The organism is Edaphobacter acidisoli (assembly GCF_014642855.1).
Taxonomy (GTDB): domain Bacteria; phylum Acidobacteriota; class Terriglobia; order Terriglobales; family Acidobacteriaceae; genus Edaphobacter; species Edaphobacter acidisoli.
Window position 1 is genome coordinate 1,485,053 of record NZ_BMJB01000001.1, and the last position, 12,659, is coordinate 1,497,711.

General features: G+C 58.4%; 9 protein-coding genes. 4 read left to right on the top strand and 5 right to left on the bottom strand.

Annotation, left to right across the window (positions count from 1 at the left end):
• Positions 1–23: 23 nt before the first annotated feature.
• Positions 24–3,599 carry a TonB-dependent receptor gene (locus tag IEX36_RS06045; RefSeq protein WP_188758365.1) on the bottom strand — a complete coding sequence of 1,192 codons (3,576 nt, stop codon included), beginning with the start codon at positions 3,597–3,599 and terminating at the stop codon, positions 24–26.
• Between the two features lie 329 nt (positions 3,600–3,928).
• Between IEX36_RS06045 and IEX36_RS06050 the strand changes: the two genes are divergently transcribed.
• The 4 genes from IEX36_RS06050 to IEX36_RS06065 all read left to right on the top strand — a co-directional run bounded on the left by IEX36_RS06050 (position 3,929) and on the right by IEX36_RS06065 (position 9,817).
• Positions 3,929–6,502: a glycoside hydrolase family 2 protein gene (locus IEX36_RS06050; protein WP_188758366.1), complete on the top strand. Its 2,574-nt coding sequence runs from the start codon at positions 3,929–3,931 to the stop codon at positions 6,500–6,502.
• 134 nt (positions 6,503–6,636) lie between these two features.
• Positions 6,637–7,896, top strand: coding sequence for a spinster family MFS transporter (locus tag IEX36_RS06055; RefSeq protein ID WP_188759858.1), 1,260 nt, complete (start codon positions 6,637–6,639; stop codon positions 7,894–7,896).
• The gene (locus IEX36_RS06060) at positions 7,893–9,071 is read left to right on the top strand and encodes a glycosyltransferase (RefSeq protein WP_188758367.1); all 1,179 of its coding nucleotides are present in this window, start codon (positions 7,893–7,895) and stop codon (positions 9,069–9,071) included. The genes IEX36_RS06055 and IEX36_RS06060 overlap by 4 nt, the downstream gene beginning before the upstream one ends.
• 398 nt (positions 9,072–9,469) lie before the next feature.
• Positions 9,470–9,817: a hypothetical protein gene (locus IEX36_RS06065; protein ID WP_188758368.1), complete on the top strand. Its 348-nt coding sequence runs from the start codon at positions 9,470–9,472 to the stop codon at positions 9,815–9,817.
• Positions 9,818–10,054: 237 nt separating this feature from the next.
• Here IEX36_RS06065 and queF read toward each other — a convergent pair whose 3' ends face one another.
• The 4 genes from queF to IEX36_RS06085 form a co-directional block, all read right to left on the bottom strand.
• Positions 10,055–10,471: a preQ(1) synthase gene (gene queF, locus IEX36_RS06070; RefSeq protein WP_188758369.1), complete on the bottom strand. Its 417-nt coding sequence runs from the start codon at positions 10,469–10,471 to the stop codon at positions 10,055–10,057.
• A 13-nt stretch (positions 10,472–10,484) separates the two neighbouring features.
• Positions 10,485–11,669 carry a M48 family metallopeptidase gene (locus tag IEX36_RS06075; RefSeq protein WP_188758370.1) on the bottom strand — a complete coding sequence of 395 codons (1,185 nt, stop codon included), beginning with the start codon at positions 11,667–11,669 and terminating at the stop codon, positions 10,485–10,487.
• A 104-nt stretch (positions 11,670–11,773) separates the two neighbouring features.
• Positions 11,774–12,202 (bottom strand): type II secretion system protein, encoded by a 429-nt coding sequence (locus tag IEX36_RS06080; RefSeq protein WP_188758371.1) that lies wholly within the window; start codon positions 12,200–12,202, stop codon positions 11,774–11,776.
• Positions 12,196–12,654, bottom strand: a complete 459-nt coding sequence (locus tag IEX36_RS06085) for a type II secretion system protein (protein ID WP_188758372.1) — start codon at positions 12,652–12,654, stop codon at positions 12,196–12,198. The genes IEX36_RS06080 and IEX36_RS06085 overlap by 7 nt, the downstream gene beginning before the upstream one ends.
• Positions 12,655–12,659 lie beyond the last annotated feature (5 nt).

The following is a 12,659-nucleotide window of genomic DNA, read 5'->3' on the forward strand; positions in this document are numbered from 1 at the left end:
TTTGTCATGCCATTGCAGCGGTTTTAGAACGTAATCTTCGCACCGAACTGCAACTCTCGCGGAGTATTTCCGAGCGTTGTTGCCAACCCGGCAGATGAGTTTCCAATGGTGGTGCCCGGACCGCCCGGAATGACGGCGTTATACGTGTTGAACGATTCGGCACGCAGTTCCAGATTGAATCCCTCATACAGAGGCGTCACTTTGACGAGAGAGAAATCCAGGTTGTTGTAGTTCGGCATCCGATAAATCATCTTGCCCATGTTTCCGAACGATCCGCTTGGAATCGCAAAAGCGTTGGGGTTGAATTCGCAGTAACCCGTCGCGCCACGCTTGCCGATGGGAGTGGTTCCACAACCACCCTGCGCTGGATTGCCGATCACGTTTGGCCGCGAGTAGCTGGTGATGGAGCCGTTATCGCCGGATATGTTCGCCGGATCGCCTCCTACGCCGAGGTTATATGGCTGACCGGAGTGCGCCTGGAAGACATAGTTGGCAGTCACACCACCGAACAGATACGAGAGCCATCCCGTCTGCATCCAGCGCTGGTCTTTGCCAAACGGAAGACTATAGACCGTGCTCCAGCTAAAGAAGTGGCGTGTGTCATACGATGAGATTCCGTATGCGTTGCGAGGTGTAAAGAAGCTCTGAACGACCGATCCGCCTCCCGTTCCGTTTTCTGCGTTGAACCATCCGCTGCTGTTGTCCAGATTCTTCGACCACGTATACGAGACAATGGTGTTGAGCCCACGCGACATGCGCTTCTGGAACTGCGCCAGCAATGCGTTGTAGTTGGCATATCCGGTATCAGTGGAGTAGTGCCACCCCGGCGCCATCCATGGCATGTATTTGTACGTGTCAATCGTCGTAAGAGCCGTTCCGGCAGGCGACGCTTGCGACGCGGCGTTCGCAAAGCCGGTGAAGTCCAGACGCGTGCTCTTCGAACCCGCATATCCGAGCGTGAAGACCGAGCTGTTTCCCAACTGCTGCTGAACCTGCAGGTTGTATTCGACCGCACGCTGGTCCTTGAAGTTTGGTGCGCTGACATATCCGCCGCCCGTGCTCAACCATGGAGTAGCCGCGATCACCGGATTCGGAAAGTTGCCCTCAAGATTGGTGATCTGCGTCAGAGGATTGCCTGCGCCTCCCTGCCATACACCGCCTTGTGAGAAGTTCACCTGCTGCGCCGAGATGCCGGTCGTCCATGGCCATGTCGGACCTTCGATATTGTTCTGCACCCATTGGCTGCGGGCCGTAATGGTGTCGTACAGAATGCCGACACCACCATTGACAACGGTCTTGTCATAAGCCTGGTATGCAAAACCAAGACGCGGCCCGATGTTGTCCTCGATGGGCGATCCGACCTGCTGTGTCCCGTTGGCAAAGGAGATATTGCTGTTGTGCGACACAGACTCGATGCCGCCAGGGATGCATGGATTCGAGAAGGTAGAAGTGCACGCAGACACGTTCTTCTGAATGATGTACTTCTGATTCGGAATGTCGAGAGCATTCGCGAGCCTGTCGTTCAGCATGTGAATTGCAGGAATGTAGTCGTACCGAATTCCTGCATTGATGGTCAGCTTGGCAGTTGCCTTCCACGAATCCTGAATATAGCCAGACCACAGTGACATGCTGAAGTAGTCTTCCGAAAAGTCAGGGTTCTGCGCTGTAAAGGTGGCCGGAAGCCCAAGCAGTGCCGATGCAAGCGAATTGCCTGTCTTCGATGCATTGATGTTGCTGGTCGTCGAATCGCTGAACGTGAACTGCTGATACAGGTTGCGCTGCAGACGGTTCTGATAGATGTAGTCAACACCTGCCTTCAGCGTGTGGTTGGCTTTGATCCAGGTCACACTGCCTCCGCCATTAATTACAGGATTGCCACGATACAGCGTGCCTTCCTGGCCGGCATTCGAAGTGCTGTATGGACCACCCAGATTGACGTACATGCCACCATACTGAGCCAGGTTGGAAAATCCAGCCTGTTCCGCCGCACTATAGCCTCCAGGTGCATTCGCCTGGCTGAACTGATAAGGCTTCAGCATCGCTCCGCCACGAACATCCATGATGAGGTTCGGGCCAAACACATGCGTGTATCCGCCGCCGAAGTTGTATGCGTGGTAGTGCGAGACGTTCGAGCCGATGGTCCCTGCAATGGGCGAGGTGTCATAGACCCACATCTGGCTGATTCGGCCAAAGCCAAAGTTCTTATCGCTCTTATGAAAGTCAATCCGAAGCTGATAGCTATTGTTGTTATCGATATTCGGGCGGCTCTCGATGAAGTTGTATCCAGAAGGCTCCGAGCTCGCCGCATTCGGCGTCAGGTAATAAGCCTTCATATAGGCCTGCATCGTGGAGCTAAGCAAAGCCGAGGGGACCTTCAGGCAATTCGTGCCGCCTGTCTGTATGCCATTCGAATTGGGTGTGATCGGGTTGCCGGAGGCATCGCATTTAAATTGCTGAACCGTGCATTTTCCTCCTGCACACGTCGTCGAGTAAGGATTGAAGATCGGATTCTGGTAATAAGAGCTGGAGAAATCGCCGCCGATTTCCTGCGCTGTCGGAAGCAACGTCTGCGAGAGGACCGGCTTGCTGTAGCGCCAGCCCTCATACGCGCCATAGAAAAACAGCTTGTCCTTGAAGATGGGCCCACCGATTGCGGCGCCAAATTCATTTTGCGTGTAGTGTCCCGGCGCAGCGGGAGTGGTCGTCGGAGTGCCAGGAGCGCACCGGCCCACAGAACAGAAATCGGAGAACGAGTTGCGCGCGTCGAACAGGTTGTTCCGGTCGAACTCCCAAATGGACCCATGAAACTGATTGGTGCCAGACCTTGAGAGCATGTTAATGACTCCGCCGGTCACCACACCAAACTCCGCGCTGTCCATGTGCGACTGCATCTTGAACTCCTGCATCGCATCAATGATGGGCAGAAAGCCATAGATAGCGCCGCGAAGGTCCGTGTTGACGATTCCATCCATCAGGTAAAACGTCTCGCGGTTCTGCTGACCGAAGAACGACGGCTTGAAAAATGCAGTGCCGGGAATCGCGCTGATGCCGGCATCGGTCGTGCTGATGCCAGATCCCTGCGCCGTCGAAATCGGAGTCACGCCAGGAGAAAGAATCATCAACTGCGTAAAGTTGCGCCCGTTGAGCGGCAAATTCTGAATCTCTTTTGCCTCGATTACATTGCCAAGCTCCGAGGAGCTCCGTTGCAGCATCACACCTTCCGCGCTCGCGTCCACCGTAACCGTCTCGCTGACCGTGCCAATATCCATCTTCTGGTTTGCGGTAAATGTCTGGTCAACCACAAGCTGGAAGGGCGGAAGAATCACCGTCTTGAATCCAGACTTCTTGATCGTCATCGTGTATTGACCAGGATTGACGTTGACGAATGCAAAGTACCCGCTGTTGTTCGTCTTCGCGTGTGCCGCTACGTTCGTGTCGACGTTGGTCAGCACGACGTCTGCACCAGGAAGCACCAGCCCCGACGCATCGCTGACCGTCCCGTTCACGCCTGCAGACGTGTGCTGAGCAGCCAGGGGCAATGACATGACCGCAAACAGCGTCAAAACCAGACACCACAGATTGAAATTTTTCGGATACATATTCTCCTCCTTAAATTCGCAATTCGAGCAAAACAGGGGGCCGGTTCGAAATGCATTATTTCTTCTATAAAACGCAATTTTTAGATGTTGAGAAACACCGCTGTCAAATCAATTGCGAAAATGTATTTTTATTTCCGAAATAGACAAAACGAGCCGCATCAGGCTTTGTTGCCGCAACTGAATGCAGCGAACGGCTTTCCCGCATAAAAAAGGAAGTTAAATATCAATTGAAAAATAATTTCACATTTGGTCTTCACCCGCGCTACCATGCGTACCAGAGGCCACCCAGCCAATACCCGCCTTAGATCCAGCCCTATGGAGAATGTTTGATGTTCCTGCGAACTCTGTCACGACGCCAGTTCATCGGAGGCGCAGCCGCCACTTCAGCCGCATTTTCTTCAGCACTCTCACCCATGCAAGCGCTGGCAGCCGAGCCGTACTTCCCTCCAAAATCGCCGCGCCAAAAACTAAGCTTCAATATCGACTGGCGCTTCCTGCGCTCCGATGCCACAGGTGCAGAAGCCCCCTCATTCGACGATTCCTCCTGGGCCACCATCAGCACACCCCACACCTATAACGACGTCGACTCCTTCCGCGATCTCATCTCCCACAGCCACGGAGACGTCGGCATCTATCAGGGCCTTGCCTGGTATCGCAAACGTTTCCGTCTTCCAGCAGACTTTGCCGGAAAGAAACTCATACTCGAGTTCGAAGGCATGCGCCAGGCCGGGGACATCTACCTCAACGGCAAAGCCATCGGCCTCTACGAAAACGGCATCAACGCATACGGTGTCGATATCTCCAACGCAGTCCAGTTCGGCGCCCACGACAACGTGCTCGCCGTCAAAGTCGACAACCGCTCCACCTACAAGGAGCGAGCCACCGGGACGCCCTTCGAGTGGAACGCCGACGACTTCAACCCGAACTTCGGCGGAATCAACCGCCGCGTCTGGCTGCACGTCATGGACAACATCCACCAGACGTTGCCGCTCTACTATGGCCTCGAAACCACCGGCGTCTACATCCACGCCGGCAACTTCAACATCGCCGCACGCAACGAGACCGTCACCGTCGAATCGCAAGTGCAAAACGCCTCCAGCAAACCGGCCACCGTCGCACTCTCGGTAGTCATCGTCAACCCCACAGGCAAAAAGGCCGCAACCTTCAAAGGCAAACCCGCAGAAGTAGCCGCAGGTGAAAAGCTCGTGCTCAGCGCCACCGGCTCGCTCACCCACGCGCGCTTCTGGAGCGTCGAGGACCCCGCGCTCTACGACGTCTACACCATCCTCAAAGTCAACGGCCGAGTCGTCGACGTCGCCCAAACCACCACCGGCTTCCGCAAAGCCGAATTCAAAGGCGGCGCTGGAACCGGCGGCGTCTATCTCAACGAAAAATTCGTCTACCTCAAAGGCTTCGCCCAGCGCTCCACCAACGAGTGGGCCGGGCTCGGCCAGGCCTATCCCGACTGGATGCACGAGTACACCGCGAACATGATCCGCGCCTGCCACGGCAACTACATCCGTTGGATGCACATCTCGCCGCAAAAAGTCGACGCCGACGCGATGGCCCGCAACGGCATCATCCAGGTCTGCCCCGCCGGCGACAAAGAGCGCGACGCCACCGGCCGCCAGTGGCAGCAGCGCGTCGAAGTCATGCGCAACTCGATGATCTACTACCGCAACAACCCCAGCATCCTCTTCTGGGAGGCAGGCAACACCGTCATCACACCCGACCACATGCGCGAGATGGTTGCCCTGCGCCAGCAGTGGGACCCGCACGGCCAGCGCGTCATCGGCTGCCGCGGCAACAGCGACGACTCCGCCAACACCGCCATCTCCTCCATCGCCGAATACTTCGGCGTCATGATCGGCCAGGATCCCAGGACCGACCAGCTCACCGGCCCTACCGCCATCTTCCGCGGCTACAGCGCCCAGCGCCGCGACCGCGCCCCCATCATCGAGTGCGAAGACTTCCGCGACGAAGCCTCCCGCCGCTACTGGGACAACGACTCCCCACCCTACTTCGGCTTCAAAAAAGGCCCGCAAGACGCCTACGAGTACACCTCCGAGTCCTTCGCCCTCGCCGGAATCAAACGTTACTGGGACTACTGGACGAACCGCATCTCCAACACCGACCCGGCCCACGCGAAATGGTCCGGCTACGCCTCCATCTACTTCTCCGACTCCGACGCCGACGGCCGCCAGGACTCCAGCGAAGTCGCCCGCGTCAGCGGCAAAGTCGACGCCGTGCGCCTGCCAAAAGAAATCTACTTCGCGCACCGCGTCATGCAAAATACGCAGCCAGACCTGCACATCCTCGGCCACTGGACCTACCCCACCAAAACCGTCAAGACCATCTACATCATCTCCAACGCCGAATCCGTCGAGCTCTTCCTCAACGGCCGCTCGCTCGGCAAAAGCACGCAGCGCACGAGCGGCGTCATCTTCTCATTCTCCGCAATCGAATTCGCCCCCGGCACACTCAAAGCCGTCGGCAGCATCCGCAACCGCGCCGTAGCCGAGCAAACCCTCACCACCACAGACACACCCGCCGCCATACGCCTCACACCCACACTCAATCCCGCAGGCTGGCAAGCCGACGGCGAAGACATCGCCCTCCTCGACGTCGAAGTCATCGACGCCGAAGGCCGCCGCGTCCCCACCGACGACGCCCGCGTCGACTTCACCTGCACCGGCCCAGCCATCTGGCGTGGCGGATACAACAGCGGCAAGCTCGACTCCACCAACAACCTCTACCTCAACACCGAATGCGGCATCAACCGCGTAGCCGTGCGCTCCACACTCACACCCGGCGCCATCACCATCACCGCCAGCCGCCCCGGACTCAAGCCCGCAACCCTCCAACTCAACACCAGGCCCCTGACCTCACGCACCCTGCTATAACTCTTCCGCAAATCCGGGTGCCCCATCTTCGACGCAGTTTCATCGCGCCTAAGGTGGGGTTCGTCCCCGTGCCAGACATCCCATTCCGCGCGGGTAGCATAGATGACACATCCAACTGCTATCCTCATCCACAGATGACCTCCGCGAGCAAACCCACCGGCAACACCGCCTCCGTCATCGGCGCGACCACCGCGCTGGTGCTGCTCACCGCGCTCAACTTCGTCAACTACATCGACCGCTACATCCTCCCCGGCGTGCAAGAGCAGATCAAGGGCGAGTTCCACATCACCGATGCTCAAATCGGCTCGCTCACCCTCTGGTTCATGCTTGCCTACATGCTCACCTCGCCCATCACCGGCTGGCTGGGCGACCGCTTCCCCCGCAAGCCGATGATCGTCATCGCCGCGCTCTTCTGGAGCGGCATCAACTTCTTCACCGCCTCCGTCCACTCCTACGACTCGCTCAACCTCCGCCACGCCGCCCTCGGCATCGGCGAAGCCAGCTTCGGCATCTTCGCCCCCGCCATCCTCGCCGACTTCTACCCCGAAGACCAGCGCAACCGCGTCCTTACCATCTTCAACGTCGCGATCCCTGTCGGCGCAGCGCTCGGCTACCTCGTCGGCGGCACCGTGGGCGAACACTTCGGCTGGCGCACCTCCTTCATCGTCTCCGCCGTGCCGGGCACGATCATCGCGATCCTCATCGCCATCTTCATGAAGGAGCCCGCCCGCGGCGCGAGCCAGCGCGACAAGGCGAAGTTCGAAAAAGAGACCGTGCGCTCGCTGCTGCACAACCCGGCGTATCTCTGCTCCATCCTCGGCTACGCGGCGGTGACTTTCTCACTCGGAGGCATCTCCTGGTGGATGCCCTCGTTCCTCCAGCGAGTCGACGGCCGCAGCGAATCCTCCGCCGCCTTCCTCATGGGAGCCATCACCGTCGTCACCGGCCTCGGCGGCACCATCACCGGCGGAGCCATCGCGCAGAAGTGGTCCATGCGCAACCCGAAGGCGCTCTACCTCGTCCCCGCCATCAGCGCAGCCACAGCCGTCCCACCCGCGCTCGTCTGCTTCTTCGGACCACACTCTCTGACCTTGCCGAGCCTCGCAGTCGCCATCTTCCTGATCTTCCTCGGCACCGGCCCCGTCAACGCCGCAACGCTCAACGCCGTGCGCCCCGAGATCCGCGCCACCGCCATGGCCGGCCAGCTCTTCATCATCCACGCGCTCGGCGACGCCATCAGCCCACGCATCATCGGCACCGTCAGCGACCACTCCAACCTCAACCTCGGCCTCGGCTCCACACTCGTCACCATGCTCATCGGCGCCATCATCTTCTTCATCGGCGCACGCTTCGCCCCACCGCTGCACTCGGTAGAAGCCGTCACCGCAGCATGACGCACAGCCTCAAAATCATCGCCGAAACCCTCGCCTGGCTCATCGCCCTCGCATGGCTCTGGAAGTTCATCGGAGCAGCCCGCGGCCTCCCGCGCATCCCCAACCTCTGCGACGCGCAATACAACCGCACGCCCGAAGGCAAACCATCCATCACCGTCATCGTCCCGGCGCGCAACGAAGCCGAAAACATCGCGGCCACGCTCGAATCATTGCTCGCGCAAGACTACCCGGTCCAAATCATCGCCGTAGACGACCGCTCCTCCGATCGAACCGGCGCCATCATCGACGCGCTCGCAGCCCAATACCGCGACCACCTCACCACACTCCACGTCGTCACCCTCCCCGAAGGCTGGCTCGGAAAACCTCACGCGATGGCCCTCGCCGCCCGCCACGCCATCGCTCTCCACCAGCCCACCTACCTCCTCTTCACCGACGCCGACGTCCTCTTTCAACCCGAAGCCCTCCGCCGCTCCTTAGCCCAAGCCGTCGCAACCCAGGCCGACCACTTCGTCACCTTCCCCACCCCGCTCGTCAAAAGCCCCGGCGAAGGCATGATGCTCGGCTTCCTCCAGGTCATGGGTCTCTGGGTCACACGGCCATGGCTGGCATCGAACCCGCGCGCCAAACGAGACGCACTCGGCATCGGAGCCTTCTGCATGGTGCGTCCCGAAGCCTACCAGCAAATCGGCGGCTTCGAATCCCTCCGCCTTGAGATTCTTGAGGACGTCAACTTCGCTCGCAACATTAAAAAATCCGGCCTCCGCCAACGAGTAGCCATCGCCCCCGGCATGGTCTCGCTCCACTGGGCCTCAGGAGCGATGGGCATCGTCCGCACGATGACCAAAAACCTCTTCGCCGTCTTCAACTTTCGCCTCTGGCTGATGCTCCTTGCCGCAGCAGGCATCAAACTCCTCACCGTCGTCCCCGTCATCTTCCTGTTCTTCCCCGAAACCTGCCTGCCCGCCATCATCTCCTTCGCCGCCATCGCAGGACTCTACATCCTCTCCCAACGCTACAGCCGCATCTCCGCATGGAACGCAATCCTGTTCCCCGCCGGAGCAGTCATGTTCCTCATCAGCCTGCTCCTCTCAACCGTAGCCACCCTACGTCAAGGCGGAGTCATCTGGCGCGGCACCTTCTACCCCCTCACCGAACTCCGCAAGGCAAAACCGTAAACAGGCCTACATCACAATCACGCATCGATACTTCAGTCCGGCAATACCGGCACTGTCCTTGTCATGATCTCTTCCCGCTCTGCCCCAAAAGCACGTCATCTCAGATAGACCCGGACTTCAGTCCGGGCAATACCGGCCACAAAAAGAAACAGGGGCTTCAGCCCCCGGGATATGCCGTCATATCCGTGCCAACAACCCCACAAATATCGTGCCTCAGCAGGCACAAATCCAAGGGCCAAAGGCCCGCCTCATACCAGCCTGGGGCGCAAGCCCCAGGTTAGCTCCCGAAAATTAAAGGGCTGAAAGCTCGCTTCATAGAAGCCCACGCGAACCCCACGATTCCTGCTGCACATTCAACCCGAGAGGCGTACACTCCAACCGCAAGGAGGGACAAGGCCATGCCCAAGACCGCACTCCTGCTAGCCTCTCTACTACTCCTCTACCCAACCGCAGCCAAAGCCCAGGCAGCCGCGGAAGCTGGCATGCTCACAGGAGCGGTCTCTGGCATCACCTCCGCCACCAGCCACAAGATGGGCGTCTCCAACCTCGACAACAAAACAGGCGGCAAAGTAACCGAGGTCACGAACACGCACCGAACAACGCCCAGACACGCCAGAACCACCGCACAAAAGAAGACCGCCCCCACAACAACCGCAAGCACCGCCACCCACACCACCAAACCGCAGGGCCACATCGTCGGCGTCTGGCCCCCAAACGCACTGACGTCCCAGGCCCAGCCCCAATAGCCGCACAAAACCCTGTCAAGCCCCCATCCCTGAGGAAAACCCCGCAACCAACACATCCCAAAAGAGATATTTCCAAGCGCAACTTGGCGGTTTAGTTTCCTCCCATTTCGTAAAATAGAACCAGTAAGAAAAGCCCCGGCCAAAAACCGGGGCTTTTCCATTGCAACCAGAAAGGAAGTCCAGACTTAACCTATGTCTCTGGAAGACTTTACACACTTAAGTACGGGGAGGGGGTCCTCACCGCGGTCCCCTGGACTTCTTCGGCCGTGGATAGAACGCCTCCACCACGGTAGAAATCCCACCCCGAGGCCGGAAGTCCCCCACCACCAGCGCCCACTCCGGCCCGCAAGCCTTCACCACATCATCCAGCACCTGGTTCACGATGTTCTCCTGAAAGATCCCGAGGTTCCGGTACGTGAAGAGGTACTCCTTCAGCGACTTCAACTCCAGGCAGGTCTTCCGAGGCATGTACCGGATGGTGATCCGCCCAAAGTCGGGCAGCCCGGTCTTCGGGCACACCGACGTAAACTCCGGATCGTCGATCAGAATCTCGTAAGCCGGGAACTGGTTCTTCCACGTCTCGATCGCAGGAAACTTCGTATCCAGACCCGCCTTCGCGTGGTCGTCCGTGTAGCCGGTAGTCTTCTTGGTCATACCGCCATTCTACCTAGTCCCGGCGGCTCAACGTCGGCCGGTCGTCACCTGAATCCGACGGGGTGTTCGGATTGTTGTTACTGTCCGCCGTACGGCGCAGCGTAGGACGGCTACCCTCCTTGCCGTTCGTGACCTTACGCCGGTTCTCCAACCGCGCCAGCCGCGCCTTCACCGCATCAAACTCGCTGGTCGTCACGATGTAATCCGGCTTCGACGGCATGATCGTCGCGATCTCCTCCTCGGAGCGCGCAATCCGGTCAGGCGTCTGCGGGTGGTCCGCGAAGACCTTCGCCAGCGTCCCCGGCTTGTGCTTCTCCAACGCCGATATCTTCTCGAAGAACTGCACGAAAGCCTGTGGATCGTAGCCAGCCTTGTACATGTACTGCAACCCCAGCCAGTCAGCCTCCGCCTCAAAGTTCCGCGAGAACTGCAGGAACGTCACCGGTATGGCGATCTGAGACGCCTCGTAGATACCGTATCCAGTCCATGAACCATACGCCACGATCATCAGCGGGATGGACCCGATCTGCATGTAATTCAGACGCGTAGCCTCACGCGCAGCGTGGTGCGCACAGACGTGAGCGATCTCGTGAGCCATAACCCCAGCGAGCTCGGCCTCTTCATCAGCCGCCAAAATCAGGCCAGAGTTGACGTAGAAGAAACCGCCAGGAAGAGCCATAGCATTGATCTCGTCCGAGTCGATGATTTTTATCGTGAACGGAACCTTGCAGTCAGAGTTCTTGACTATGTTCTGGCCTACGCGGTTGATGTACTCGTTGATGACCGGATCGGTGACCATGTGGGCCGACTTTTCGATCTCCGTAGCGTACTGTTTCCCGTTGCGGATCTCCCAGTCAGTCGAATACCAGTTACCCACGCCGCGTCCCCCGATGTCGCGGGTACCGATGGCATTGACATCATCCTCACTGCCCTTCTTGATATGTGTGTCAAGATCTTCGCCGGGCGATGGGATTGAGTCGGTCTCGGGCTTAGCCGCAGCGGTAGCAGCTGCCGCCTTCTTGTCCTTGTCAGATTTCGCCTGCGGAGCTTTATCCGAAGGCTGTGCAGAGGACTGCGATTCAGTGGCGGTAGGCTGAGAAGATGGCGCAGTCTGCGTCTGCGAATCTGTACTTTGCGCAAAACCCGTCGTTGAAAACACGAGAACGGCTACCAGTCCGAGATACATTGCCGAGCGCATAACAGTTCTCCTGGGTGGACTGGCTTAACCTACCGAAAAGATGGACGCAGCCCAACACTATTGGACGTAGTATGCGCCCTTTCGGTGAGCGAGAACAAGGCTGGCTACCAGGTCGAGTAAGAAGTACCGTCGGAAGCCGTGGCTTGGGCCCCAGAATGGACGTCGCTGATGCCCGGTTCAGTCTGGTCAATAGTCGAAAGAGTATCATCCTGCGAGGGTATCCACGTGTCAGAACGGCCAGTAATGGGATCTACTGGCATCGTCTTTAGATAGCCCGACTGAACGAGATCATCAAGCGACTGTGGCGCCTTCTGCTTGTCCACCGTGTAAGAGTCGATGGCCTCGCGCATGGTGTGAAGGTCTTCACGCAGGACAGCTTCCTTTGCGCGACGCACGTTATTGACGTAGGACGGGATCGCGATGGCAGCTAACAAGCCAATAATCGTCATCACGATCATCAGTTCAAGCAATGTGAAGCCGTGCTCATGGCTGCAATCTGCTACGCCCGTACGAGTTGTATAAGTCTCTACCATGTTGAGTACTTTGTCCCGTCAAGAGCCGTGCCATCGCTCTTTGAGTGTACGTCGAAGACGTTCTGACCACCGAAGCTATCCGAGTCCGGATCATCCTGATTCGACCGCAGCGCCCAGTCAGTATTCCCGGTCATTGGATCGACAGGGATACTTCGCAAAAACCTCACCTTTTTGTCCTGAATATCCACTCCATCGACGAGTGTCTGAAGATCGGGAGGATAGCCGAGAGAGTCGGCCTTGACTTGAAACGCTCCTTTATCAGCAGCGTCTTTGTAGCGATCAATGGCATCACGCATCTCCCAGAGATCGCGGCGAAGTTCGCGCTCCTTTTCACGTTTCACTTGAAAGCGCGCGATGGGCAGCGCGGCCGAAGCAAGAATAGCAACGATAGCCACAGTAATGATCAGTTCGACCAGTGTGAGGCCAGTCTCACTTGCACTCCCCTTGCGCATATCTG